The 26,313-nt window shown below is 59.6% G+C and carries 25 protein-coding genes and 1 rRNA gene (1 of these 26 only partly in view); 16 read left to right on the top strand and 10 right to left on the bottom strand.

What is annotated here, in order from left to right; genetic code table 11:
- From ACA056_RS03295 to aptA, 3 genes are all read right to left on the bottom strand, one after another.
- A 16S ribosomal RNA gene (locus tag ACA056_RS03295) occupies window positions 1-611 on the bottom strand; it reaches 928 nt to the left of the window's first position.
- A 626-nt stretch (window positions 612-1,237) separates the two neighbouring features.
- Window positions 1,238-2,731 carry a CoA-acylating methylmalonate-semialdehyde dehydrogenase gene (locus ACA056_RS03290; protein WP_497270479.1) on the bottom strand — a complete coding sequence of 498 codons (1,494 nt, stop codon included), beginning with the start codon at window positions 2,729-2,731 and terminating at the stop codon, window positions 1,238-1,240.
- A 64-nt stretch (window positions 2,732-2,795) separates the two neighbouring features.
- Window positions 2,796-4,145 (bottom strand): omega-aminotransferase AptA, encoded by a 1,350-nt coding sequence (gene aptA, locus ACA056_RS03285; RefSeq protein ID WP_129438726.1) that lies wholly within the window; start codon window positions 4,143-4,145, stop codon window positions 2,796-2,798.
- Between the two features lie 124 nt (window positions 4,146-4,269).
- Here aptA and ACA056_RS03280 point away from each other — a divergent pair, with 124 nt between their 5' ends.
- The 6 genes from ACA056_RS03280 to ACA056_RS03255 all read left to right on the top strand — a co-directional run bounded on the left by ACA056_RS03280 (window position 4,270) and on the right by ACA056_RS03255 (window position 10,749).
- Window positions 4,270-5,190, top strand: coding sequence for a LysR family transcriptional regulator (locus ACA056_RS03280; RefSeq protein ID WP_497270477.1), 921 nt, complete (start codon window positions 4,270-4,272; stop codon window positions 5,188-5,190).
- Between the two features lie 178 nt (window positions 5,191-5,368).
- The gene (locus tag ACA056_RS03275) at window positions 5,369-6,019 is read left to right on the top strand and encodes a TetR/AcrR family transcriptional regulator (protein WP_046044703.1); all 651 of its coding nucleotides are present in this window, start codon (window positions 5,369-5,371) and stop codon (window positions 6,017-6,019) included.
- 7 nt (window positions 6,020-6,026) lie between these two features.
- On the top strand, window positions 6,027-6,608 hold the full coding sequence (locus ACA056_RS03270; protein ID WP_497270475.1) for an IMPACT family protein: 582 nt from the start codon (window positions 6,027-6,029) through the stop codon (window positions 6,606-6,608).
- A 531-nt stretch (window positions 6,609-7,139) separates the two neighbouring features.
- Complete coding sequence (locus tag ACA056_RS03265; protein ID WP_497270473.1) at window positions 7,140-8,705, top strand: ABC transporter ATP-binding protein; 1,566 nt, start codon at window positions 7,140-7,142, stop codon at window positions 8,703-8,705.
- Between the two features lie 11 nt (window positions 8,706-8,716).
- Window positions 8,717-9,823, top strand: a complete 1,107-nt coding sequence (locus ACA056_RS03260; RefSeq protein WP_497270471.1) for an ABC transporter permease — start codon at window positions 8,717-8,719, stop codon at window positions 9,821-9,823.
- On the top strand, window positions 9,823-10,749 hold the full coding sequence (locus tag ACA056_RS03255) for an ABC transporter permease (RefSeq protein ID WP_497270469.1): 927 nt from the start codon (window positions 9,823-9,825) through the stop codon (window positions 10,747-10,749). The genes ACA056_RS03260 and ACA056_RS03255 overlap by 1 nt, the downstream gene beginning before the upstream one ends.
- Before the next feature lie 60 nt (window positions 10,750-10,809).
- On the opposite strand, the gene ACA056_RS03250 is transcribed toward ACA056_RS03255, so the two are convergent.
- Window positions 10,810-11,256, bottom strand: a complete 447-nt coding sequence (locus ACA056_RS03250; protein WP_497270467.1) for a hypothetical protein — start codon at window positions 11,254-11,256, stop codon at window positions 10,810-10,812.
- An 82-nt stretch (window positions 11,257-11,338) separates the two neighbouring features.
- Here ACA056_RS03250 and ACA056_RS03245 point away from each other — a divergent pair, with 82 nt between their 5' ends.
- The 3 genes from ACA056_RS03245 (at window position 11,339) to ACA056_RS03235 (ending at window position 14,016) form a co-directional block, all read left to right on the top strand.
- A complete protein-coding gene (locus tag ACA056_RS03245; RefSeq protein WP_046044824.1) occupies window positions 11,339-11,689 on the top strand; it encodes a MerR family transcriptional regulator in 351 nt (116 codons plus the stop codon).
- A gap of 25 nt (window positions 11,690-11,714) precedes the next feature.
- Window positions 11,715-12,401 (top strand): SDR family oxidoreductase, encoded by a 687-nt coding sequence (locus ACA056_RS03240; RefSeq protein WP_429533969.1) that lies wholly within the window; start codon window positions 11,715-11,717, stop codon window positions 12,399-12,401.
- A gap of 256 nt (window positions 12,402-12,657) precedes the next feature.
- Entirely contained in the window at window positions 12,658-14,016 is a 1,359-nt protein-coding gene (locus ACA056_RS03235) for an 8-oxoguanine deaminase (protein WP_140683265.1), read from the top strand.
- Window positions 14,017-14,137: 121 nt separating this feature from the next.
- Here ACA056_RS03235 and ACA056_RS03230 read toward each other — a convergent pair whose 3' ends face one another.
- Window positions 14,138-15,226 carry a calcium:cation antiporter gene (locus ACA056_RS03230; RefSeq protein ID WP_497270464.1) on the bottom strand — a complete coding sequence of 363 codons (1,089 nt, stop codon included), beginning with the start codon at window positions 15,224-15,226 and terminating at the stop codon, window positions 14,138-14,140.
- Between the two features lie 298 nt (window positions 15,227-15,524).
- On the opposite strand from ACA056_RS03230, the gene ACA056_RS03225 reads away from it, so the two are divergent.
- From ACA056_RS03225 to ACA056_RS03215, 3 genes are all read left to right on the top strand, one after another.
- Complete coding sequence (locus ACA056_RS03225; RefSeq protein ID WP_497270462.1) at window positions 15,525-16,607, top strand: BMP family ABC transporter substrate-binding protein; 1,083 nt, start codon at window positions 15,525-15,527, stop codon at window positions 16,605-16,607.
- A gap of 143 nt (window positions 16,608-16,750) precedes the next feature.
- A complete protein-coding gene (locus ACA056_RS03220) occupies window positions 16,751-17,716 on the top strand; it encodes an isopenicillin N synthase family dioxygenase (RefSeq protein ID WP_497270460.1) in 966 nt (321 codons plus the stop codon).
- A gap of 82 nt (window positions 17,717-17,798) precedes the next feature.
- Window positions 17,799-18,752 (top strand): adenosine deaminase, encoded by a 954-nt coding sequence (locus ACA056_RS03215; RefSeq protein ID WP_046044713.1) that lies wholly within the window; start codon window positions 17,799-17,801, stop codon window positions 18,750-18,752.
- 110 nt (window positions 18,753-18,862) lie between these two features.
- On the opposite strand, the gene ACA056_RS03210 is transcribed toward ACA056_RS03215, so the two are convergent.
- The 3 genes from ACA056_RS03210 to vimR all read right to left on the bottom strand — a co-directional run bounded on the left by ACA056_RS03210 (window position 18,863) and on the right by vimR (window position 22,350).
- On the bottom strand, window positions 18,863-20,242 hold the full coding sequence (locus tag ACA056_RS03210) for an MFS transporter (RefSeq protein ID WP_497270458.1): 1,380 nt from the start codon (window positions 20,240-20,242) through the stop codon (window positions 18,863-18,865).
- A 127-nt stretch (window positions 20,243-20,369) separates the two neighbouring features.
- On the bottom strand, window positions 20,370-21,104 hold the full coding sequence (locus tag ACA056_RS03205; RefSeq protein WP_497270456.1) for an ArsR/SmtB family transcription factor: 735 nt from the start codon (window positions 21,102-21,104) through the stop codon (window positions 20,370-20,372).
- 316 nt (window positions 21,105-21,420) lie between these two features.
- Window positions 21,421-22,350 (bottom strand): transcription regulator VimR, encoded by a 930-nt coding sequence (gene vimR / locus ACA056_RS03200; protein ID WP_497270454.1) that lies wholly within the window; start codon window positions 22,348-22,350, stop codon window positions 21,421-21,423.
- Between the two features lie 133 nt (window positions 22,351-22,483).
- Between vimR and ACA056_RS03195 the strand changes: the two genes are divergently transcribed.
- The 3 genes from ACA056_RS03195 (at window position 22,484) to ACA056_RS03185 (ending at window position 24,144) form a co-directional block, all read left to right on the top strand.
- Complete coding sequence (locus ACA056_RS03195) at window positions 22,484-22,777, top strand: putative quinol monooxygenase (RefSeq protein ID WP_497270452.1); 294 nt, start codon at window positions 22,484-22,486, stop codon at window positions 22,775-22,777.
- Window positions 22,778-22,809: 32 nt separating this feature from the next.
- On the top strand, window positions 22,810-23,823 hold the full coding sequence (locus tag ACA056_RS03190; RefSeq protein ID WP_497270450.1) for a zinc-binding alcohol dehydrogenase family protein: 1,014 nt from the start codon (window positions 22,810-22,812) through the stop codon (window positions 23,821-23,823).
- A gap of 150 nt (window positions 23,824-23,973) precedes the next feature.
- Window positions 23,974-24,144: a hypothetical protein gene (locus ACA056_RS03185; RefSeq protein ID WP_497270448.1), complete on the top strand. Its 171-nt coding sequence runs from the start codon at window positions 23,974-23,976 to the stop codon at window positions 24,142-24,144.
- A gap of 8 nt (window positions 24,145-24,152) precedes the next feature.
- Here the strand turns inward: ACA056_RS03185 and ACA056_RS03180 are convergent, their stop codons facing one another.
- Together ACA056_RS03180 and ACA056_RS03175 are read right to left on the bottom strand one after the other, a co-directional pair.
- Window positions 24,153-25,349: a multidrug effflux MFS transporter gene (locus ACA056_RS03180; protein WP_497270446.1), complete on the bottom strand. Its 1,197-nt coding sequence runs from the start codon at window positions 25,347-25,349 to the stop codon at window positions 24,153-24,155.
- A 94-nt stretch (window positions 25,350-25,443) separates the two neighbouring features.
- A complete protein-coding gene (locus ACA056_RS03175; RefSeq protein WP_497270444.1) occupies window positions 25,444-25,641 on the bottom strand; it encodes a heavy-metal-associated domain-containing protein in 198 nt (65 codons plus the stop codon).
- A gap of 147 nt (window positions 25,642-25,788) precedes the next feature.
- Here ACA056_RS03175 and ACA056_RS03170 point away from each other — a divergent pair, with 147 nt between their 5' ends.
- On the top strand, window positions 25,789-26,172 hold the full coding sequence (locus ACA056_RS03170) for a hypothetical protein (RefSeq protein ID WP_497270442.1): 384 nt from the start codon (window positions 25,789-25,791) through the stop codon (window positions 26,170-26,172).
- Window positions 26,173-26,313: the final 141 nt, after the last annotated feature.

Genomic DNA, 26,313 nt, shown 5'->3' with positions numbered 1-26,313 from the left:
CGGGGATTTCACATCCAACTTAACAAACCACCTACGCGCGCTTTACGCCCAGTAATTCCGATTAACGCTTGCACCCTCTGTATTACCGCGGCTGCTGGCACAGAGTTAGCCGGTGCTTATTCTGTCGGTAACGTCAAAACACTTACGTATTAGGTAAATGCCCTTCCTCCCAACTTAAAGTGCTTTACAATCCGAAGACCTTCTTCACACACGCGGCATGGCTGGATCAGGCTTTCGCCCATTGTCCAATATTCCCCACTGCTGCCTCCCGTAGGAGTCTGGACCGTGTCTCAGTTCCAGTGTGACTGATCATCCTCTCAGACCAGTTACGGATCGTCGCCTTGGTGAGCCATTACCTCACCAACTAGCTAATCCGACCTAGGCTCATCTGATAGCGCAAGGCCCGAAGGTCCCCTGCTTTCTCCCGTAGGACGTATGCGGTATTAGCGTCCGTTTCCGAGCGTTATCCCCCACTACCAGGCAGATTCCTAGGCATTACTCACCCGTCCGCCGCTCGCCACCAGGTACAAGTACCCGTGCTGCCGCTCGACTTGCATGTGTTAGGCCTGCCGCCAGCGTTCAATCTGAGCCATGATCAAACTCTTCAGTTCAAACATCTTTGGGTTTTTAAGAAACCCTAAACTTGGCTCAGCAATCGTTGGTTACATCTTTGATTTCTCGCGGAGTAACTTGTGATGCTGATAATCTTGTTGACTATCAGTCTGACTCCACAAGCACCCACACGAATTGCTTGATTCAGTTGTTAAAGAGCGGTTGGTTAAGATCTTTCGTCTCAACCGAGGCGCGCATTCTACAGCAGCCTCTGTTGCTGTCAAGCGGTTATTTCTCGAAGTTTTCAAAGTTTCCTTTGCAACTTCAACCACTTGCGCTTCCGATCTCTCGTTAGCGGGAGGCGAATTCTACAGCGTTACTCGCTGCTGTCAACACCTCTTTTACACCGCTTTCGACCGAGAAGATCGAATCGTTAAAAGAGCCAAACAACCTCACTCTTTCAACTCCTTCTGGGCTTCGATGATCTGAAGCAACTCGCTGTCGAAAACTGCGTAACTCATTGCTTACCAAGGAGTTTTCCGTTTCGACTGCGCCGGAAGTGGGGCGAATTATAGACTTCCAGAATCTGCCGTCAACACCTATTTCCACAATTCTGTCATATAGGTGGAAAAAGCCCCTGAAACGCAAAGGCCGGCCCCAAGGGGCCGGCCTTCTTCCCTTCTACTTACAAGCTCGGGAATGCAAACTGCGAAGCTTCATGGCTCGCCCGTTGTGGCCAGCGCTGGGTAATCGCCTTGCGACGCGTGTAGAAACGCACGCCATCCGGACCATACGCATGCAAATCGCCGAACAGCGAGCGCTTCCAGCCACCAAAGCTGTGATAAGCCACTGGCACCGGCAGCGGTACGTTGACGCCGACCATGCCAACTTCGATCTCGTCGCAGAACAACCGGGCCGCTTCCCCATCACGGGTAAAGATGCAGGTGCCGTTGCCATACTCGTGATCGTTGATCAGCTGCATCGCCTCTTCCAGGCTGTTAACCCGGACAACGCACAGCACCGGCCCGAAGATCTCTTCTTTATAGATGCGCATTTCTGGCGTGACGTTATCAAACAGGCAGCCACCCAGGAAGAAGCCTTCCTCATGACCGGCCACGCTCAGACCACGACCATCCACCACCAAGGTCGCACCAGAAGAAACACCGTCTTCTATATAGCCACTGACTTTGTCGCGAGCCTGACCGGAAACCAGCGGCCCCATGTCCAGACCGCATGAAGTACCGGCACCGATTTTCAGTGCCTTGATTTGCGGTACCAACTTGGCCACCAGCGCATCCGCCACCTGGTCACCGACGCACACAGCCACCGAGATCGCCATGCAACGTTCACCGCAAGAACCATAAGCCGCGCCCATCAATGCGCTGACCGCGTTATCCAGATCCGCATCCGGCATCAACACCGCATGGTTCTTCGCCCCGCCCAGTGCCTGAACGCGTTTGCCGCGCTTGGTACCTTCGGCGTAGATGTATTCGGCAATCGGCGTCGAACCAACGAAGCTCAACGCTTTGACTTCCGGCGCTTCGATCAGCGCGTCCACCGCCGCCTTGTCGCCGTGAACCACACTCAGCACACCTTTAGGCAGACCGGCCTCCAACAGCAATTGAGCGATCAGCAGCGTGGAGCTTGGATCACGCTCGGACGGCTTGAGGATGAAGCAGTTACCGCAGACGATTGCCAGCGGATACATCCACAGCGGCACCATCGCCGGGAAGTTGAACGGAGTAATACCGGCCACCACGCCCAACGGCTGGAAGTCCGACCAGGCATCAATGTTCGGGCCGACGTTACGGCTGTACTCGCCCTTGAGGATTTCCGGTGCCGCGCAAGCGAACTCAACGTTCTCGATACCGCGCTTCAATTCGCCGGCAGCATCTTCCAGGGTCTTGCCGTGCTCTTCACTGATCAGCTGAGCAATACGCGCTTCGTTCTGCTCCAGCAATTGCTTGAAGCGGAACATTACCTGCGCACGTTTGGCTGGCGGCGTGTTGCGCCAAGCCGGGAACGCAGCCTTGGCCGAGTCGATGGCTTTTTGAATGGTTTCGCGGCTGGCCAATGGCAGCTTGTGGATTGCCTTGCCGGTGGACGGGTTGAACACGTCAGCTGTGCGACCGTCTTCGGTCACCAGTTCGCCATTGATCAAATGCGGGATAAGGCTCATGCGGGGCTCCAGAAAAGTTGTCCACAGGCGCCCGTCAAAGGGCGCCTCTATATAGAAGGGAAAATCAGTCGATTTTGTTCAGCACTTCGCCGACCGCGTCGAACAGACGATCAAGGTCTTGCGGCTTGCTGTTGAAGGTTGGGCCGAACTGCAGGGTGTCGCCGCCGAAGCGCACGTAGAACCCGGCTTTCCACAGGGCCATGCCGGCTTCGAACGGACGCACGATGGCGTCGCCGTCACGAGGCGCGATCTGGATCGCACCGGCCAGGCCGTAGTTACGAATGTCGATAATGTTTTTCGAGCCCTTCAAACCGTGCAGCGCATTTTCGAAATGCGGCGCGACTTCGGCCACGCTCTGCACCAGGTTTTCCTTTTGCAGCAGGTCGAGTGCTGCCAGGCCAGCGGCGCAAGCCACCGGGTGCGCGGAATAGGTGTAGCCGTGCGGGAATTCCACCGCGTACTCAGGCGTCGCCTGGTTCATGAAGGTCTGGTAGATCTCGGAGCTGGCAATCACCGCGCCCATCGGAATCGCGCCGTTGGTGACTTGCTTGGCGATGCACATCAGGTCCGGGGTCACGCCGAAGCTGTCGGCGCCGAACATCGAGCCGGTACGGCCGAAACCGGTGATCACTTCGTCGAACACCAGCAGGATGTTGTGCTGATCGCAGATCTCACGCAGACGCTTGAGGTAACCCTGTGGCGGAACCAGTACGCCAGCGGAACCGGCCATTGGCTCGACGAATACCGCGGCGATGTTCGAAGCGTCGTGCAGTTCGATCAGCTTGAGCAGTTCATCCGCCAGGGCAATACCGCCCTCTGTCGGCATGCCACGGGAATAGGCATTGCTCGCCAGCAAGGTGTGCGGCAGGTGATCGACGTCCATCATCGCCTGACCGAACATTTTGCGGTTGCCGTTCACACCGCCAAGGCTGGTGCCGGCGATGTTCACGCCGTGATAACCACGGGCACGACCGATCATCTTGGTCTTGGTCGCCTGGCCTTTCAGACGCCAGTAAGCACGAACCATCTTCACCGCCGTGTCAGCGCACTCGGAGCCCGAGTCAGTGAAGAACACATGATTCAGATTGCCCGGGGTCAGGTCGGTGATTTTCTCAGCCAGCTGGAACGACAGGGGATGGCCGTACTGGAAACCTGGCGAGTAATCGAGGGTGCCCAATTGCTTGGCGACCGCTTCCTGAATTTCCTTGCGGGTATGCCCGGCGCCGCAGGTCCACAGACCAGAGAGCGAGTCGTAAACCTTGCGCCCCTTGTCATCTATCAGCCAACTGCCTTCAGCCGCCACGATCAGTCGCGGATCGCGCTGGAAATTACGGTTGGCGGTGTAGGGCATCCAGTGAGCATCGAGCTTGAGCTGGCTGGCCAGGGAAGTCGGGTTGTTTTCAGGCAAGTTCATGGGCAAAACCTCGCAGGGCAATAAGCGGCATAGAGATCAAAAGCGTTCTTGCAGCTAAATTGCCACGGGGATAAAGTCGGTGAAATCCAACTCTTCTAACGTTCAGTCAGGTCACCACTAAACTATGAGCAGCCGTCGCCCCGATCCGCTGGCGCAAGTCAGTGACTTTGATATCCGCTTATTGAGGATCTTCCGCAGCGTCGTGGAATGCGGTGGCTTCTCCGCGGCGGAATCGGTGCTGGGGATCGGCCGCTCGGCGATCAGCCAGCAAATGAGCGATCTGGAACAGCGCCTCGGTTTGCGTTTGTGCCAACGCGGTCGCGCCGGGTTTTCCCTGACCGAAGAAGGTCGCGAGGTCTATCACTCGGCCTTGCAGCTATTAAGTGCGCTGGAAAGTTTTCGTACCGAGGTCAACGGTCTGCACCAACATCTGCGCGGCGAATTGACCATCGGCCTGACCGACAACCTGGTCACCCTCCCCCACATGCGCATCACCCATGCCTTGGCGCAATTGAAGGAACGTGGGCCGGACGTGCAGATTCAGATCCGCATGATCGCGCCCAATGAAGTCGAACAAGGCGTGCTCGACGGTCGATTGCATGTCGGCGTGGTGCCGCAAGCCAGCGCGCTGTCGGGGCTGGAATATCAGCCGCTCTATAGCGAACGCTCGCTCCTGTATTGCGCGGTCGGTCATCCGTTGTTTTATGTCGACGATAAACAACTGGATGACGAGCGCCTCAATAGCCAGGACGCCATCGCGCCGACCTTCCGTTTGCCCGCGGAAATCCAGGCCCATTACCAAGCGCTCAATTGCACCGCCAGTGCCTCGGACCGTGAAGGCATGGCGTTCCTGATCCTTACCGGGCGCTACATCGGTTACCTGCCGGACCACTACGCCAGCCTCTGGGTGCAGCAAGGCCGATTGCGTGCGCTGAAACCAAAGGTGCGTTTTTATGACCTGAGCCTTGCATCGGTCACGCGCAAGGGCCGTCGCCCGCATTTGGTGCTGGAAAGCTTCCTCGAAAGCCTGGCCGCTACGCGTTGAAACCTGTGGGAGCGAGCCTGCTCGCGAAGAGGGAGTGTCAGTCGATACGTCTACAGCTGACACGCCGCCTTCGCGAGCAGGCTCGCTCCCACAGTTTTATCGCGTCAGGACTTGTCTGATGCCTGTGGGTGCGCTATCAACGCAGTGGCTGCACCCACCCACTTGTTCGGAAGTGCCTATGACCTTTGAAGTCCCCGCTCACGGCGGCAAACCTGCCAGCCGCATTCGTCAGAAGAACGAAGAGACCATCATCAAAGCCGCCGAAGACGAGTTCGCCCGTCACGGGTTCAAAGGCACCAGTATGAACACCATCGCCCTGAATGCCGGGTTGCCCAAGGCCAATCTGCATTACTACTTCACCAACAAACTCGGTTTGTACGTGGCGGTGTTGAGCAACATCCTTCAGTTGTGGGACAGCACCTTTAACACCCTGACCGCCGAGGATGATCCGGCGGAAGCGCTGACGCGTTACATCCGCGCCAAGATGGAATTCTCCCGCCGTCAGCCGCAAGCCTCGCGAATATTCGCGATGGAAGTGATCAGCGGTGGCGAGTGCCTGACCGAGTACTTCAACCAGGATTATCGCGCCTGGTTCCAGGGCCGGGCGGGCGTGTTCCAAGCCTGGATCGACGCCGGAAAGATGGACCCGGTCGACCCGGTAAACCTGATTTTCCTGTTGTGGGGCAGCACCCAGCATTACGCCGATTTCGCCACGCAGATCTGCCGTGTCAGCGGGCGGACCAAGCTCACCAAGCAGGACATGGAAGACGCCGGCAACAACCTGATCCGCATCATTCTCAAGGGCTGCGGCCTGACGCCAACGATCTAAGACACTTATGCCTTTTACCCTCAGCGGTTTTTGCGAGTACCGCGAAGAGATTCGCAAAAGCCGCTTCATCACCTTCGCCGCGCCGATCAGCAGCCCTGCTGAAGCCCTGGCGTTCATCGAACAGCACAGCGATTTGAATGCCTCGCACAATTGCTGGGCCTGGAAGCTTGGCGACCAATATCGCAGCACTGACGATGGCGAGCCCGGCGGCACCGCTGGCCGGCCGATTCTGGCGGCAATCGACGCGCAGGATTGCGATCAGGTCGCGGTGCTGGTGATTCGTTGGTATGGCGGCATTCAACTCGGCACCGGCGGCCTCGCCCGGGCGTATGGCGGCGGCGCCAACAAGTGCCTGCAAGCGGCGGCGAAGATTGAGTTGATCAGTCGGGTGCCGGTGAGTTGTGCCTGTGCTTTTGCAGAGTTGCCGCTGGTGAAGCTTCGGGTGGCGGAACTGGGTGGATTGGTTGTGGAAGAAACGTTCACGGCCAACGGCGTAGAGCTGCAATTGGCGATCGGCGAAAGCCAGATCGATACCCTGCAAACGCAGCTGGCGGATTTGAGCCGCGGACGCATTTTGTTGCAGCACTAATCGCACCAACAACGTTCACAGCCCTTTCGTCGAACCGGTGCATTTGCCCACATCTACTGTGCACCCGGCTGTGGATAACCTGAGCACACCCGGCTGTAACCCTTCTGTCATGCGGCTTTGCGGGCTTTGCTCACTTTTCGTCCAATCCGCCAGCGAAAAAGCTAAATCCACGTAAAAACAATCAGTTAGAGCGGTTTATCACCTTTAGAAGAAAGCCACGCAGTGCTTATGCCCGAGCTTCGGGCTTGCGCACAAATACTGTGGAGCAATCTGTGGATAACCCGTTCATGGCTGTCGCCGCCCCATGTCCGGCATGGCTTGCCGCAGGTTGCTCGTTTTTTGACCAAACACCCTGAGCAAAACCGGAGCCTGATCAACGGCTTTGCCCTCAAGTGGTGCCTGGTTCCGGATCGACATAGGGCGAGGCGCCGCCCTCAAAGCCTTTATCTGTAACGCTTTTGATTTTTCCTGACTCAATGGCCAGGAAATTGCTTTGTCCACAAGCATCACTTCAATCGACCCGAGCCAGTCATGCCCAACCCCGTGCCGATCTCCGATCCAACACCTCGTCTGCAACTGCGCAGAATCAGCAAGCGCTACCCCGGTTGCCTGGCCAACGATGCCATCGACCTGAGCATTGCGCCCGGCGAAATCCACGCCCTGCTCGGCGAAAATGGCGCAGGCAAAAGTACGCTGATGAAGATCATCTACGGCGTCACCCACGCGGACTCGGGAGAGATGATTTGGCAAGGGCAACCCGTGACAATGCGCAACCCGGCTCAGGCTCGTAGCCTGGGGATCGGCATGGTGTTCCAGCATTTCTCGCTGTTCGAGACTTTGAGCGTGGCGCAGAACATTGCCTTGGCCATGGGCGCGGCGGCTGGCACACCGAAGCAGCTTGAGCCGAAAATCCGTGAAGTCTCCCGGCGCTACGGCATGGCGCTGGAGCCGGAGCGACTTGTCCACAGCCTGTCGATCGGCGAGCGCCAGCGTGTGGAAATCATTCGTTGCCTGATGCAGGACATCCGCCTGCTGATTCTCGATGAGCCGACCTCGGTGCTGACTCCGCAGGAGGCCGACGATTTGTTCGTCACCTTGCGCCGACTCGCCGCGGAGGGCTGCAGCATTCTGTTTATCAGCCACAAACTCGGTGAAGTTCGCGCGTTGTGCCATAGCGCCACGGTGTTGCGCGGCGGTCGGGTGGCCGGGCATTGCGTGCCGGCCGAGTGTTCGGATCGGCAACTGGCGCAGTTGATGGTTGGCGAAGCCGCTGCGCTGATTACGGATTATCCGAAAGTCATTGGCGCTAATGCGTTCCTGAACGTGACGGGATTGTCTTGGCACAACCCCGATCCGTTTGGCTGTTCGCTGAAGGACATCGGGCTTGAAGTACGCAGTGGCGAGATCGTGGGCATCGCCGGGGTCGCGGGCAATGGTCAGGATGAGTTGCTCGCGTTGCTCAGCGGCGAAGAACCGCTCAGCCGCAACGACGGCGCAACGATCAGTTTCGGCGGGCAACCGGTGGCGCATTTGCGGCCGGATGCACGACGCAAACTGGGCCTGGCCTTCGTCCCCGCGGAACGTCTGGGCCATGGCGCGGTGCCGGACCTGAGCCTGTCGGACAACGCCCTGCTCACCGCTTTTCAACAAGGATTGGTCAGCAACGGCCTGATCCAGCGCGGCAAGGTCGAAGCGCTGGCCGAAGAAATCATCCGTCGCTTCGGGGTGAAGACGCCCGACACCCAGACACCGGCCCGCAGCCTGTCCGGCGGCAACTTGCAGAAATTCATCCTCGGCCGGGAAATCCTCCAACAACCCAAACTGCTGGTGGCCGCACACCCGACCTGGGGCGTGGACGTCGGCGCCGCCGCGACGATTCACCGGGCGCTGATTGCCTTGCGCGATGCCGGCGCAGCGATCCTGGTGATCTCCGAAGACCTCGACGAGCTGTTCCAGATCAGTGACCGCCTCGGCGCTTTGTGCGGCGGTCGATTGTCGCCGCTCAAGGCCACGGTCGACACGCGACTGATCGATGTCGGCGGCTGGATGGCCGGCCAGTTCGACACCCCTCAATCACCCGCACCCGCAACGGTTTAACGGAGTTTCACATGCTGCTTTCTCTCGAACCCCGTGGCCAGCAATCGCGACTGATGTTGTGGTGCTCGCCGTTGCTGGCGGCCGTCCTGACATTGGCCTGCGGCTCGTTGCTATTTATCGCGCTGGGGCATGACCCATTACTGACCTTGCACACGCTGCTCATCGCGCCGATCAGCGACCTGTATGGCGTCTCCGAACTGCTGGTCAAAGCGCTGCCGATTCTGCTTTGTGCATTGGGTCTGGCGGTGGCGTATCAGGCGCGAATCTGGAACATCGGCGCCGAAGGTCAGTTGCTGCTTGGCGCGCTGGCCGGCAGTGCATTGGCGGTGAACATCATCGACCTGCAAAGTCGCTGGGCGCTGGTGATGATTCTGTTCGTCGGCACCTTGGCCGGCGCCGCATGGGCCGGGCTGACGGCGTGGTTGCGCACGCGATTCAACGCCAACGAAATCCTCACCAGCATCATGCTCAATTACATCGCGCTGAACCTGTTGCTGTTCTGCGTGCATGGACCGTTGAAGGATCCGGCCGGGTTCAACTTTCCGGAGTCGGCGATGTTCGGCGAGGCCAGTCGTTTGCCTCTGTTGATGGAGGACGGCCGGGTTCATGCGGGCGTGTATTTCGCCTTGCTCGCGTTGGTGGCGGTGTGGGTGTTGCTGCAGAAAAGTTTTATCGGGTTCCAGATCAAAGTGCTCGGCCTGGACAAGCGCGCAGCAGGGTTCGTCGGCTTTCGCGAGAAGCGGCTGATCTGGCTGGCGCTGTTGATCAGCGGAGGATTGGCGGGGCTGGCCGGGGTGTGTGAAGTCACCGGGCCGATCGGCCAGTTGGTGCCGCAAGTCTCGCCCGGTTACGGCTATGCCGCGATCACCGTGGCGTTTCTCGGGCGGTTGAATCCCATTGGCATCCTGTTTTCCAGCCTGCTGATGGCGCTGCTGTACATCGGCGGCGAGAGCGCGCAGATGAGCATGAATCTGCCCCAGGCAATCACCCAATTGTTCCAGGGAATGATGTTGTTTTTCCTGCTGGCCAGTGACGTGCTGATTCTCTACCGACCGCGTTTGAACCTGCGATGGACCCGCCGTGCGCCAGCCACCGCCGTACAAGCAGGAGCGCTGTGATGGATATCGATCTGCTGAGCAATATTTTCTACGCCATGGTCCGTTGCGGTACGCCGCTGCTGTTGGTGGCACTCGGTGAATTGATCTGCGAGAAGAGCGGCGTTCTGAACCTCGGCCAGGAAGGCATGATGCTGTTTGGTGCCGTGATCGGTTTTATCGTCGCGCTGAGCAGCGGCAACCTGTGGCTCGGTGTGTTGCTGGCGATGCTCGCCGGGATGCTGTTGTCGTCGTTGTTTGCGCTGGTGGCGCTGGTGTTCAACGCCAATCAGGTGGCCACCGGGTTGGCGCTGACGATCTTCGGTGTGGGCCTGTCGACCTTTGTCGGCGCGGCGTGGGTCGGTAAACCGCTGGCGGGTTTTGAGCCGGTGGCGATTCCGTATTTGAGTGAAATCCCGCTGATCGGGCGGATGCTGTTTGCGCAGGATCTGCTGGTGTACCTGTCGTTCGCGCTGTTTGCGCTGGTGGCCTGGGTGATTGTAAAAAGTCGCGTCGGGCTGATCATTCAGGCGGTCGGGGAAAATCCGGATGCGGCCAGTGCCATGGGCTTGCCGGTGTTGGGCGTGCGCACGTTGGCGGTGCTGTTTGGTGGGGCGATGGCTGGATTGGCCGGGGCTTATTTGTCCCTGGCCTACACGCCGATGTGGGCGGAGAACATGAGCGCCGGCCGGGGCTGGATTGCCCTGGCACTGGTGGTGTTTGCCAGTTGGCGGGTGTGGCGGTTGCTGCTGGGGGCGTATCTGTTCGGGCTCGCCAGCATCCTGCATTTGGTGGCGCAGGGGTTGGGGCTGGCGATTCCGTCGAGTCTGTTGGCGATGCTGCCGTATGTTGCGACCATTGTGGTGTTGGTGTTGCTGTCCCGGGACGCGGTGCGCACACGGTTGTATGCGCCGGTGTCGTTGGGGCAGCCGTGGCAGGCTGGGCATTAGTGGTTGTCTGCAACGGCCTCTTCGCGAGCAGGCTCGCTCCCACAGTAGTCCGGGTTTAACTCAGGATTGCGGGTCGACACGGATCCCCTGTGGGAGCGAGCCTGCTCGCGAAAGCGTCCGAACAGGCAACACCTGAACAACGCCCCAAGCCAATTCAAAGATCAGGAAAACAACCAGCAACGAGCTCGCGCCATGGAGCAATGCATACAGCTGCCAAGCCGAAAACAGAAATCTGCCGACTGCGTCATACCGGCCATAAACCTGCTGCGGATCACGAATCCGCAGCACCGCCCACACGCAGACAATCGACCCCAACAGATTCGCCATCAACATGTGCATCGGCTCAAATGCTGGCAGCTCACCAGGCAAATCGAATGCCTGACTCACACTCAACAAAACCCCATGCAACGCCGCAAAACTCCACGGCGTGACAAACGCCACCATGACGATCAAGTCATACCAGGCGCTACCCTTCACCAACCGGCGATATTGCGTTGAAGTCCACATCCGTCTTGCTCCATAAATTCAGGGAGCAACAAGGCTAAAGCCTGGAGTATGCTCCAGGGTCAAGTCCCCTCGAGATGTCATGATGCGCATCGGTGAATTAGCCCAGGCCAGCGCCGTCAGCCGCGACACGCTGCGTTTCTACGAGCAACGCGGATTGATTGCGGCACAACGCAGCTCCAACGGTTATCGCGACTATCCGGCGGACATGGTGCAACTGGTGCAGTACATCAAGACCGCTCAGCGATTGGGCTTTACCCTCGGCGAGATCGGCAACAGCGTCGCCGCGATATGGCAGTCGCCCGATCCGGACAGCGCCGTCACGCAATTGCTGCAAGACAAACTCAAACTGATCGAAACCCGAATCGACGAACTCGGCGCGTTGCGTCAGGAGTTGCAGCAACGGCTCGGTCAACGTTGTCCATTGAATCCCTGACCCTCACTTATCAAGGAAGCCACTCATGTCTACGGCAAAAACCGCACTCATCATCGGCGCCTCCCGGGGCTTGGGCCTCGGTCTGGTGAAAACCCTGCTGGCCGACGGCTGGCAAGTCACCGCCACCGTGCGCAACCCGCAGAACGCCGAAGCCTTGCAGGCCTTGGGCAAGGTGCGGATCGAAAAACTCGACATGGACGATCAGCAAGCTGTCATCGCCCTGAGCCAACAACTCAAGGGTGAAGTGTTTGACCTGCTGTTCGTGAATGCCGGGGTCAAAGGCCCGGAAGTTCAAACGCCGGGCGGCGCAACCCTGGCCGAGGTCGGCCAACTGTTCTTCACCAATGCGGTGGCGCCGATCAATCTGGCTCAACGCTTTGTCGGGCAGATTCGTCCGGATACCGGCGTGCTGGCGTTCATGAGTTCGGTGCTGGGCAGCGTGACCATGCCGGATGCGCCGGAGCTGGCGTTGTACAAGGCCAGCAAAGCCGCGCTGAACTCGATGACCAACAGCTTCGTCACTCAATTGGGCGAGCAGAAACTCACCGTGCTGTCGCTGCATCCGGGTTGGGTGAAAACCGACATGGGCGGTGAAGGTGCTGACATTGATGTAGAAACCAGCACGCGCGGGTTGGTCGATCAGGTGAATGCGTATACCGGCAACGGCGGGCATCATTTTGTGAATTACCGGGGTGAAACCATTCCCTGGTAACACCGCAAGACCCTGTGGGAGCGAGCCTGCTCGCGATGGCGGACTGTCAGTTTGCATTAGTGGTGCCTGACACACCGCTATCGCGAGCAAGCTCGCTCCCACAAAGGGATTTGTGTTGTCCTGTCGGGCGAGGCTTGCCCGCCGAGCGGTTTTGTTCGAAACTCCGCACCTCGTCCCCGCGACGACCCTGGATCAGCAGACAGGGTAATCACTGAGCTGGCTAACCTGAACCCCACTTTCAGAGGAGCCGGCCAACATGCCTGCGACCCGTACCTGGTTAAAAAATCCCCTCGCGATCTTCACTGCCAATGGCCTCGATGCCCGTGGCGGCCTGGTGCTGCAAGACGGTTTGATCGTCGAAGTGCTCGCCGCCGGCCAGCAACCGTCCGCGCCCTGTGGACAAGTCTTCGATGCTCGCGAGCATGTGATCCTGCCGGGACTGATCAACACCCATCACCACTTCTATCAAACCCTGACCCGAGCCTGGGCGCCGGTGGTCAATCAGCCGTTGTTCCCGTGGCTGAAAACCCTCTACCCGGTCTGGGCCCGCCTCACCCCTGAAAAGCTCGCCCTCGCCAGCAAAGTCGCGTTGGCCGAGTTGCTGCTGTCTGGCTGCACCACCGCGGCCGATCACCATTACCTGTTTCCGCAAGGCTTGGAAAATGCGATCGACGTGCAAGTCGAGAGCGTCCGCGAACTGGGCATGCGCGCCATGCTGACGCGCGGTTCCATGAGCCTCGGCGAAAAGGACGGCGGCCTGCCGCCGCAGCAGACCGTGCAGGAAGGTGAAGTGATCCTCGCCGACAGCCAACGCTTGATCGCCGAGTACCACGAGCGTGGCGACGGTGCGCAAATCCAGATCGCCCTGGCGCCCTGCTCACCGTTCTCGGTGACCCCGGAAATCATGTCCGCCAGCGCCGAACTGGCGAACAAACTCGACGTGCGCCTGCACACCCATCTGGCCGAAACCCTCGACGAAGAAGACTTCTGCCTGCAACGCTTCGGGTTGCGCACCGTGGATTACCTGGACAGCGTCGGCTGGCTCGGCCCGCGCACCTGGCTGGCCCACGGCATCCATTTCAACCCGGATGAAATCGCCCGTCTCGGCGCCGCCGGCACCGGCATTTGCCATTGCCCGAGTTCTAACATGCGCCTGGCTTCCGGCATTTGCCCGACACTGGACCTGACCGCTGCGGGCGCGTTGCTGGGCTTGGGCGTGGACGGTTCGGCGTCCAACGATGCGTCGAACATGATGCTGGAAACCCGTCAGGCACTTTACATTCAGCGGCTGCGTTATGGTGCCGAGAAGATCACGCCGGAATTGGTTCTGGGATGGGCGACCAAGGGTTCGGCGAGTTTGCTCGGGCGAACCGATATCGGCGAACTGGCGGTGGGCAAGCAGGCGGATCTGGCGCTGTTCAAGCTCGATGAGCTGCGGTTCTCCGGCAGTCATGATCCGGTGTCGGCGTTGCTGCTGTGCGGTGCTGATCGGGCAGATCGGGTGATGGTCGGGGGCAAGTGGCGAGTGATTGATGGGCAGGTCGAAGGGCTGGATTTGAAGGGGTTGATTGCGGATCACAGTCAGGCGGCTCGGCAGCTAATCGCCGGTACCTGATACAACACTATCCCCTGTGGGAGCGAGCTTGCTCGCGATAGCGCACTGACATTCAACATCGATGTTGACTGACATGGCCTCATCGCGAGCAGGCTCGCTCCCACATTGGTTTGTGGCAGCTCTAAAGGCCCAGCAGCGACAACATGATAAAGGTCGCAAACAGCACAAAGTGGGTCATGCCTTCGATGGCATTGGTTTCGCCATCGTTGAGGTTGATCGCGCTGACGATCAGGGTGAGGAAGATCATCACAGTCTGCACCGGGGTCATCGCCATCTGGAACGGCTGGCCGGTGTAGAGCGCCATTGCTTCCATCACCGGCACCGTCAGGATCACCGTCGACAGCGACGCGCCCATGGCGATGTTGACCACCGACTGCATGCGGTTGGCCAGTGCCGCCCGCAACGCGGTCAGAATCTCCGGTGCCGCCGAGATTGCCGCCACCAGGATCGCCGTGATCACCGGCGGTGCGCCCGTCCCTTCCAGGCCCAGGTCGAGGGTCTTGGACATCACCTCGGCCAAGGCACCGATCACCACCACGCCGAACACCAATGTCCCAATACTCAGCCCCAGATTGATGGGCTCAGGTTCTTCCGCCGGGACTTTTTTTCGACGTTTTTCCGGATAGCTGTAGCTGAAGAAATAACTGTGCGGCCCGACCTGCATACGCAGGAACAGGGTGTAAAGCACGACCATCGCGCCAATGGTGAACGCCGAATAAAGCTTCCAGTTGGCCTCGGGGATGAACTCCGGCACCACCATGGACACGCCCATGGCGGTGAGGATCATCACGCTGTAACTGCGGGCCGAGTCGTCGTTGTACGACTGTTCGCCGTGCTTGATTCCGCCCATCAAGGCGGCCAGGCCGAGGATGCCGTTGATGTCGAGCATCACCGCCGAATAAATCGTGTCGCGCACCAGGGTTGGCGAGGCTTCGTTACTCATCATGATCGCCAGGATCACCACTTCCACCAGCACCGCGGCCAGGGTCAGGATCATCGTGCCGTAAGGGTCGCCGACTTTTTCGGCGAGCAGTTCGGCGTGATGGGCGACGCGCATGGAGGCGGCGACGATGAAGGCAATCAGCACCAGGCCAGCGGTCAGCGCGATGGGCTGGCCGCTGTGCAGCATCCAGTGTTCCAGTGGATAGGCGACGACGGCGGCGAGCAGGGCCAACAACAGGAATTTTTCTTGCTTGATAAGTGTGAGCATCGCGGGCCTTTTTGCCGTGTGAAGCGGAACCAGGGTGATGAGCTAATGACTGCGGGGCGGCGCTAACGTTTCGTTACACCTTAGCGCACCAGTGGATGGCGGCTGTGCCAAGGCATGCACTTTTATCGGCCTCAAGGGCCTCTTCGCGGGCAGGCTCGCTCCCACAGGGGATCGCGTTCCCCTGTGGGAGCGAGCTTGCTCGCGATGGCCATTACGCGATCTCGAGCCATTTATTGTCTTGTTGGTCAGCAATTTGCATTGCCCCTGCCAACCTCACAACAACATGGAGTTGGAATTCATGCACAAACGTCCGTTGAAGAAGCTGCTTTGCGCCGTTGCGGCGGCCATCGGTCTGAGCGCGAGCCTGACCGCCAGCGCTGCCGACCCGCTGAAAGTCGGCTTCGTCTATATCGGTCCGATCGGCGACCACGGCTGGACGTATCAGCATGAACAGGGGCGCAAGGCGCTGGCCGAAAAATTCGGTAACCAGATCACCACCAACTATGTGGAGAACGTCGCCGAAGGGGCCGATGCCGAGCGGGTGATCCGCAACATGGCCAAGGACAAGTACGACCTGATCTTCACCACGTCGTTCGGCTACATGAACCCGACCCTGAAAGTCGCCAAGCAGTTTCCCAAGGTGACCTTCGAACACGCCACCGGCTACAAGCAGGACAAGAACCTCGGCACCTACCTGGCGCGCACGTATGAAGGTCGCTATGTCGGCGGTTTCCTCGCGGCGAAGATGACCAAGACCAAGAAGATCGGTTACGTCGCGTCCTTCCCGATCCCGGAAGTGATCCGCGACATCAACGCCATTCAACTGGCCCTGAACAAGTACAACCCCGGCACCGAGATCAAGGTGGTGTGGGTCAACTCGTGGTTCGATCCGGGCAAGGAAGCCGACGCCGCCAACGCGTTGATCGATCAAGGCGTCGATGTGGTGTTCCAGCACACCGACAGCCCGGCGCCGATTCAGGCGGCCGAACGTCGCGGCGTGTATGCCGTCGGCTACGCTTCGGACATGGCGCACTTCGGGCCGAAAGCGGTGCTGACGTCGATCGTCAACGACTGGGGCCCGCATTACATTCAAGCGACCCAAAGCGTGCTCGACCACACCTGGAAATCGCAGGATTACTGGGGCGGTTTGAAGGAAGGCACGGTTGAGCTGCCGATCAGTGACCTGGTGCCGGCGGCGGTGAAAACCGAGGCCGAGCAGATCATTGCGGACATCAAAAGCGGCGCCTTCCACCCGTTCACCGGGCCGATCAAGGACCAGGCCGGCACCGAGAAAATCGCGGCGGGCGCGACGGCGAGCAATGCGGAGCTGGCATCGATGAACTACTACGTTGAAGGCATGAAGGCCGACATTCCGAAGTAACTCCCCAACCCAACACAAAACCCTGTAGGAGTGAGCCTGCTCGCGATGGCGGAGTGTCAGACGCTATCAATGTCGACTGACACGCCGCTATCGCGAGCAGGCTCACTCCCACAATGGATATTTAGCGTTCTTGAGAATTGCGCATGAACCAACTCCCGATTATCGACATAGCCCCGCTCTACAGCGACGACGCGCACGCCTGGCAATCCGTCGCGGCTCAAATCGACCGCGCCTGCCGCGAGTGGGGCTTTTTCTACATCAAGGGGCACCCGATCTCCGCGTCACGTATCGACGCCGTGCTCGACCATGCCCAACGCTTCTTCGCCTTGCCCACCGCCGAAAAGCTCAAGATCGACATCACCCAGACCCGCCACCATCGCGGCTACGGCGCCATCGCCACCGAGCAACTGGACCCGAGCAAACCCAGCGACCTGAAAGAAACCTTCGACATGGGCCTGCACCTGCCGGCCGATCACCCTGAAGTGTTGACGGAAAAACCGCTGCGCGGCCCCAACCGTCATCCCTCGATGCCCGGTTGGGAAGCCTTGATGGAGCAACACTACGTCGACATGCAGGCACTCGCCCAAACGCTGTTGCGTGCCATGACCATGGCGCTGAACATCGAGCGCGACTTCTTCGACACACGCTTCCATGAGCCGGTCAGCGTGCTGCGGATGATTCATTACCCACCGCGCCACACCGCCAGTTCCGAAGAGCAACAAGGCGCCGGCGCCCACACCGATTACGGTTGCATCACCCTGCTGTATCAGGATGCCGCCGGCGGCCTGCAAGTGCGAAACGTCAACGGCGAGTGGATCGACGCGCCGCCGATCGAAGGCACGTTCGTGGTCAACCTCGGCGACATGATGGCGCGCTGGAGCAACGATCGTTACCTGTCGACGCCGCACCGGGTCATCAGCCCGCAGGGTGTTGATCGTTATTCGATGCCGTTCTTCGCCGAACCACACCCCGATACCCCCATCGAATGCTTGCCCGGCTGCCAGGATGAAGGGCACCCGGCGAAGTACCCGGCCACCACCTGCGCCGAATTCCTGCTCTCGCGCTTTGCCGAGACCTACGCCTATCGACGGGAACAGGAAGCGGTGTGATGAACCGGCTGGTCAGGTTTTGCTAATTGTTTCCACGGGCATCTGTAGAATGCTCGCCATCTGCACCTGATGAGAAAAGAATATGTATGACTGGCTGAACGCCCTGCCCAAGGCGGAACTGCACTTGCACCTCGAAGGTTCGCTGGAGCCTGAGCTGCTGTTCGCCCTGGCCGAACGCAACAAGATCGCCCTGCCGTGGAGCGACGTCGAAACCCTGCGCAAGGCCTACGCCTTCAACAACCTGCAAGAGTTTCTCGACCTGTATTACCAGGGCGCCGACGTGTTGCGCACCTCTCAGGATTTCTACGACCTGACCTGGGCTTACCTGTTGCGTTGCAAGGCGCAGAACGTGATTCACACCGAACCGTTCTTCGACCCGCAGACCCACACCGACCGTGGCGTGCCGTTCGAAGTGGTGCTCAATGGCATCGCCGCCGCGTTGAAGGATGGCGAGCAGCAACTGGGCATCACCAGCGGTTTGATCCTGAGCTTCCTGCGCCACTTGAGCGAGGAAGAAGCCGAGAAAACCCTCGACCAGGCGCTGCCGTTCCGTGATGCGTTTGTGGCTGTCGGTCTGGACAGTTCGGAAATGGGTCACCCGCCAAGCAAGTTCCAGCGCGTGTTTGATCGCGCTCGTCACGAAGGCTTCCTGACCGTCGCCCACGCCGGAGAAGAAGGTCCGCCCGAGTACATCTGGGAAGCCATCGACTTGCTGAAAGTCCAGCGCATCGACCATGGCGTGCGCGCCATCGAAGACGAGCGTTTGATGCAGCGGATCATCGACGAGCAAATCCCGCTGACCGTGTGCCCGTTGTCGAACACCAAGCTCTGCGTGTTCGATCACATGTCTCAGCACAACATTCTCGACATGCTCGAGCGTGGCGTGAAAGTGACCGTGAACTCGGATGACCCGGCGTACTTCGGCGGTTATGTCACCGAGAACTTCCATGCCCTGTATACCCATTTGGGCATGACCCAGGACCAGGCCAAGCGATTGGCGCAGAACAGCCTGGATGCACGGCTGGTGAAACCATAAGGTTCACCACAAAACTAATGTGGGAGCGGGCTTGCTCGCGAAGAGGGAGTGTCAGTCAACATTTATGCAGCTGACACACCACCTTCGCGAGCAAGCCCGCTCCCACATTTTTAGATTGGTGTTGCCTCGCTTAACTCCTCCAGTGTTTTGCCCCGGGTCTCCATCCCGAACACCCACACCACCCCTGCCGCAATCGCAAAACACATCGCCCCCAGCGCAAACACCCCACCCTGCCCGGTCATCGGGAACACCAGCCCGGTCACCATTGGCCCGAGCAACGAACCCACGCGGCCAATCGCCGAAGCAAAACCCGAGCCCGTGGCCCGCGCCGATGTCGGGTACAACTCCGGCGTGTAGGTGTAAAGCACCGCCCACATGCCGAACAGGAAAAACTGCATCAGCAGCCCCGACGCAATCAACAGGCTGACGTTGCCGCCAAACACCGCGCTCTGACCATAAAGAAACGCCATCACCCCGCCGCCGAGCAACGTCACCACGCACACCGGTTTACGTCCCCAACGCTCCACCAGCCAGGCGGCCATCAGGAAACCGGGAATCCCGCCGAGGGAAATCAACACCGTGTAATACACCGACTGGGTCACGGCAAAACCCGACTGCTGCAGCAAGGCACTGAGCCAGGACGTCAGGCCATAGAAACCCAGCAAGGCGAAGAACCAGACGCTCCAGATCATCATCGTGCGCTGGCGATACAGCGGCGACCAGATTTGCCGCAAGGCGGAAAAGAAATGGCCCGGCGTACTCGCCACTCTCGGCAGGCGGATCGGCTCAGGTAGATCCGAACGTCCCAGAGATGTCCGGACCCGATCTTCGATGCGCAGCAAGACCTTGTCTGCCACGTCATGGTGCCCGGCCTGTTCCAGCCAGCGCGGTGATTCAGGAATGAAAAAGCGAATCGCGAGGACAAACACCGCCGGCACCGCCAACACCAGGAAGATGTCCCGCCAGCCAATCACCGGCAGCAGGAAGTACGACAGTACGCCGGCGGCGACGAAGCCCAGCGGCCAGAAACCGTCCATCAACGCAATGTAGCGCCCGCGCCGTTTGGCTGGAATCAGCTCCGAGAGCATCGACTGAGCAATGGGAAACTCCATGCCCATGCCAATCCCCAACAGGATTCTGAACAACGTCAGCGTTTCGACATTCTGCGCCGTGGAGCACAGATAACTGGCGATCCCCCACAACACGATGCTCCACTGGAACACCGGTTTGCGCCCGAAACGGTCGGCCAGCATGCCAGACAGCGACGCCCCCACAACCATGCCGAAAAAGCTCGAACTGGCCAGCAACCCGGCCTGCGCCGTGCTCAGGCCAAACTCGGTTTTGATCGAGCCGAGCAGGAAGGTCATCATCGCCAGGTCCATGGAGTCGAAGAAAAACGCCAGGGCAATGATGATGAAAATGATCCGGTGATAACCGCTGATGGGCAGCCGTTCCAGTCGTTCTGCCGCGCTGAAGCCTCGTGTTTCCATGCCACATCCCCTCAATCCGAAAGTCCCCGGACGAGTGTGCGCGATAGCTGCTGGGGGTTACTGCTGGATGCGACCTGTTCGCAGCTCTGAACGACGCCCGAAGCTTCGGACGTCGATCTCGATGCGTCTACAACGCCATTTCCAGCTCGGTCTCCTTGGCGAATCGATGGATTTCACGCTGCCCCGCGGCTGTGACCTGCAAGGCTCGCGAATCGTTGGGCAGGCTCAGCCAACCTGACTGCATGAACAATTGCAGCAACGCCGCACCCAGTGATCCGCCCATGTGCGGGCGTCTTTCGCTCCAGTCCGGACAAGCGCAAGCGACTCGGCTGTTGCGATGAGCCAGCGCCTGGATGAACACACCCCGCGTCGCCAATTGCGTGGCGCCCTTGTGAGTGATCATGACCCGCTGATCGAACTGTTCGATCCAGCCTGCATCCAGCAGACGCTGGTAAAGATCGGCGGCAAGGGTGCCGCCCAAATGGTCGTCGCAAAGCCTGGCGCGCAAGAGTGACGAAGGCGCCGCCTGAGGTTTGGCGAGGGGGGGCGTGCGTTTGAAAACGTCCGGGACTTCCCGAGGCGTGCTGGCCAGGGTGGCGCTGGCCAGTGCCTCTATCGCGGCACCCACTTCAGGTGCGGCAAGACGAAAGAACCGCTTGCGGCCGCGGATTTCGACTTTCAACAGACCTCCGGCGGACAAACGCCCCAGATGTGCACTGGCCGAAGACGGTGACAGGCCGGCCAACAAGGCCAGCTCTTCGGTTTGCCGCGCCGAGCCGTCCATCAAGGCCCACATCATTGCGCTGCGCTTTGGGTCAGCCAGCAACGTGGCGATCTGGCTGATGCAAGGTGCATGTTCCATGTATTCACTCCCTGTTGAATCGTTTCGTCTACTGCTCAGAGACATCTTGACCAGTAATGTGTCGTCGGCCAAGGCGTGGAAACCGCCATAAACCGGGCAAAGCCGGCCAATCGCACAGGCCATTGCTCGCAGGTTTCGCCAAGCCGCGGCGATTGACCATGGGGCCTGGCTGACTCGGATGTGGTCTCGCCATTGCGAGATCGACGGTGCGTACATGAGGCGAGCGCTAGTATATGCGGGTTAACCGCCGGTTCCTGCCCTTGGGAAACCATTGGTGGTGATAGTTCCTGAGTGAAATTTCGCTATTTTCCTGCGACTAATGATCGGGGCTCGATAACGTCGGAAATTGGCTACTCAACCGGGCGCATCGGCTGGCGAGCATTTCCCGCAAAAGGTTCACCGGCTTACTCAATTGTGCGCGATGGGCGCACAGCAAATTCAGCGGTGCGCGCTCACAGAGCAGTTCCGGCATGAGCACTTGCAATCGACCGGCCAGCACATCGGCCGCTACATCGAGCCAGGATTTGTAGGCAATCCCGGCACCCGCCACGGCCCACAGTCGCACGACATCGGCATCATCGCTGAAACGATCACCGCTAACGGTCAGGCTGACCTCGCGTTTACCGTCGTGGAAACTCCAATGATCGTGGACCCGGCTGCCGAGCATGAACAGCAGGCAGTTGTGCTGAGCCAGTTGCTCCAGTTGCCGAGGCTCGCCATGCCGGGCCAGGTAACTCGGGGCGGCACAGAGCACGCGGCGGTTCTGCGGGGCGATGGGCAGCGCCACCAGGCTTGAGTCTTCCGGCTCGCCGTAACGCAGGGCGATGTCCACCGGTTGGCGGAACAGGTCGGCGATGCGGTCGCCCAGCAGCAAACGCACCGTGAGTTTCGGATGCTCACGCTGAAACTCGTCCAGCCAGGGCAGCAGCAGATTGCGGCCAAAGTCCGAAGGCGCCGACAGCTGCAAAATCCCGCTGACCTGGTCCTGACCGCTGGCCAATAAACGACGGCCCTCATCGAGATTGCTCAAGGCGGCCCGAGCGTATTCGAGAAATCCCTCGCCTTCAGCGGTCAGCCGCAGGCTGCGGGTAGAACGGGCGAGCAACCGGGCGCCGAGCTGCTGTTCGATGCGCTTCAACGCCGCACTGGCCACCGCGGCCGACATGTCCATCCCGCGCGCCGCCGCTGACAGACTGCCCAGGTCCGCGGCCCGGACAAACAACTGCAAGTCATCGAAACGCAGCATTTTCCAGCCTCGATTATCAAAAAAATATTGAAAGAGACTGCTCTTTTAGCGGGTTTTATCTTGCAGAGAAATAGCCAATCATCCATCCCATCAAATTCATCCCATCAAATTCATCCCGTTCCCGGAGCCAAACATGTCCCAGACTTTCACCGCTATCGCCACCCTCATCGCCAAAGCCGGCCAGCAGGACGCCCTCGAACAGCACCTGCGTGCGCTGCTGGAACCAACTCGCGCCGAGGCAGGTTGCGGTCAATACGACTTGCACCAGGACCTCGCCAATCCTCATGCCTTCTACATGATCGAAAAATGGAGCAGCGACGAAGCCCTGCAAGCCCATGACGCCAGCGCACATGTCCAGAACTTCCGCGCCAAGGCTGGCGACTTTCTCGAACACTTCGACCTCAAGCGCCTGCGCTCCATCGTCTGATCTGCCTTCTTTATTACTTCTCAGGAGCCCGTATGAAAGCCATTGCCTACTACGCCTCGTTGCCAATCAGCGACGAAAATTCTCTGCAAGACATCGAACTGCCAGAACCGGTTGCCGGCCCGCGCGACCTGTTGGTGGAAGTCAAAGCCATCTCGGTCAACCCGGTGGACACCAAGGTCCGCCAAAACGTCCAGCCTGAAGCGGGCGCGCCGAAAGTGCTGGGCTGGGACGTGGCCGGTGTGGTCAAGGCCGTCGGCAGTGAAGTCACGCTGTTCAAGGCCGGCGACAACGTGTTCTACGCCGGCTCCATCGCCCGCGCTGGCGGTAACAGCGAACTGCACGTGGTCGATGAGCGGATCGTCGGCCATATGCCGAAAACCCTCGGCTTCGCCGAAGCCGCCGCGCTGCCGCTGACCGCTATCACCGCGTGGGAATTGCTCTTCGAACGCCTGCAAGTGCGTGAAGGCAAAACCGATGAAGGCCAGAGCCTTTTGATCGTCGGTGCCGCTGGCGGTGTGGGGTCGATCCTCACGCAACTGGCCAGCCAACTCACCGGGCTGAAAGTCATCGGCACCGCTTCTCGCCCGCAAACCCAGAGCTGGGTTCGTGAACTGGGTGCCGACCTGGTGATCGATCACAGCCAGCCGTTGAGCGAAGAACTCAAACGCGCTGGTGTCGATCAGGTGACCCACGTCGCCAGCCTGACCCAGACTGATCACCACCTGGACCAATTGGTCGAGGCACTGGCGCCGCAAGGCAAACTGGCTCTGATCGATGATCCGAAGGCGCTGGACGTGACCAAGCTCAAGCGCAAGAGCCTGTCGCTGCACTGGGAGTTCATGTACACCCGCTCGCTGTTCGAAACCGCGGACATGATCGAGCAGCACAAATTGCTCAACCGCGTGGCTGAGCTGATCGACGCGGGGACGCTGAAGACCACGGTCGGCGAGCACTTCGGGACCATCAACGCGGCGAACCTGCGCCGTGCCCATGAGCTGCTCGAAAGTGGCAAATCCAAGGGCAAGATTGTGCTTGAAGGGTTCTGAAACAAACTGACACAGTTGTCGCCCAGATGGGCGACACCGTCAGTCCGAGATTTGACCGTTGTCACAATTGCGATCGTATTCGGGTCTACAATCGAGTCCTCTGCGGCACAATCTTTTATGTGACATCTTTTACGAGAGGAGAGATCAGCAATGAAGATCCTGATAAAAGAATTGGCAAAATCCCAGTGGCAGGTCCGCCTGGACCAACACACCGTGACATTCCGCAGCGAAGCCGAAGCTCGCGCCTTCACCCGAACCCTCGAAGCGCGCCTGCAAGCACCTCATCAAATTATTGAACACCAGCAGCGTGCTGCTGGCTGAGTTCGTCCTCAGACCTGGGCGTGTGCCAGTGCCCGGGCATTTTGCAAACGTCGGGTGAGCATCGCCACGCTCACCACCAGAATTCCGCACAGGCTGATGACCATGGCCATCGGCATGGCGCTGCCATCGTGTAAAACGCCGACCAGGGTTGCTGCCCCGGCGGCGACGCTGAATTGCAGGCAACCGAGCATCGCCGACGCACTACCGGCGCGAGCGCCCTGCCCGTTCATGGCGCAGGCCGAGGCGTTGGGGAGGATGCAACCGAGGCTGGCGATGCAGACAAACAGTGGAATCAGCAATGGCCATAGCTGCGTGGTGTGCAACGCACTGACGGCCAGCAGCGCCAGACCGGCGCCGACGTAGATCCACACGGTGCGCGCCAGCAAGAACGCCGGGCCACGCTTGGCCAGCAGTCGCGCGTTGAGCTGTGCCACCAGAATGAAGCCCGCCGCGTTGGTACCGAACAGCCAGCCGAAATGCTCGGGCGGCACGCCATACAGTTTGATGAAGACGAACGGTGAACCGGCGATGTAGGCAAACATCCCGGCGATGGCGATGCCGCCGGTCAAGGCATGGCCGAGGAACACCGGATCCGACAACAGTCGACCGTACTGACGCAACGCGCCGGACAACGGTTGACGCGGCACATGGGCCGGCAGACTTTCCGGCAACCCGAGTGCCACGGCCAACCCTGCCAGCGCACTGAAACCGGTCAACACGAGAAAGATCGACTGCCAGCCCGTGGTGTTGACCAACAGCCCGCCCAGCATCGGCGCAAGAATCGGCGCCAGGCCCATCACCAGCATCAGCTGCGAAAAGACCTTCGCCGACCCCACCGCATCGCATTTATCGCTGACAATCGCACGGGAGATCACCATGCCCGCGCAACCACCCAGCGCCTGGATGAACCGCGCGCCGATCAACCATTCCAGATTCGGAGCAAAAGCGCAGGCCAGGGAGGCAGCGGTGAACAAGCCGACGCCAGTCAGCAAGGGAATGCGTCTCCCGAAGCGATCCGCTACCGGGCCATAAGCCAGCTGACCGATGGACAAGCCAAGGAAATACGCCGCCAAGGTCAGCTGAACGTGTTTTTCATCGGTGCCGAAGGCGAGCGCCATCGTAGGGAAGGCCGGCAGATAGAAATCGATTGCCAGCGGACCGAAAGCGCTCAAGGCGCCGAGAATCAGAATGGTACGGAAGTTCATCAGGCATCCAGTTGGGCATGAGTCGGCAGGCCGACAGTCTAGCCGCGCAGGGACGCCTTGAACATTCCGTTAGGTCGCTAACTATTAAAAAGCTTCAGGCGACTATCGCCTCGTAGCCTTCTTCGGTGATCACCGCGATCACCTGATCCGCCGACAAAGCACTCTCGACGCCGACTTCTTTCGCGGCCAGATCGATATGCACGCTGGCCGCAGGATCCTTGGCTTGCAGCGCCTGAGTGATGGCTTTGACGCAGTGACCGCAGGACATACCTTGAACGTTGAACACTTGCATGGGATGACTCCTTTAGTGAAGTTGTGAGCAGTCTCGAGCTTGCCACCATGGCAAGGTCAAGTTCTGAAGTGCGCTGCCGGGCTGGCAATCGGCATCGCGCTCGGCCAAGCTGCGTCCATCAATGACTCGACATCAGGAGATTCAGCCATGCGCTGGTCAGCTCTCAGCCTGTTTGGCTTTCTCAGCCTTTTCGCCGCCGTGCCCTCGGTCAATGCTGCCGGGGAGGACTACGGCGTGCTGATCATTTCCCGCGAGCGCCTGGAAGTCGCAACCTCCTGCGAGATCGGCGTGTATATCCAGGATCAGCTGTCGGCGCGGTTGTTCCAGGAACAAAGCACCTCGTTCAACCTGCCGCCGGGCAATGTGTCCTTGCGCCTGAAGCTGCTGCCGGGCCAGGCGCCGGGATGCAACCCGGGCATGCTCGCACCGGGTTCGCAGAACATCACGCTCAAGGCCGGTGACGTGCTGAAGTTCCGGATTGCGATGACGCAGGAAGGGATGTACCTGAAACCTGCCGCTCTCGACTATTGACGCAAATCCCTGTGGGAGCGAGCTTGCTCGCGATAGCGGTATGTCAGCTACATTGATGTCGACTGACACGCCGCTATCGCGAGCAAGCTCGCTCCCACATTTTTTGGTCTGTGGTGAATTGTTGATTGGCGCTTGACCTTG

Source organism: Pseudomonas sp. LBUM1666 (assembly GCF_059695775.1).
Note: the sequence above shows the minus strand (reverse complement) of the source record. Positions and strands in the feature narration are given on the sequence as shown.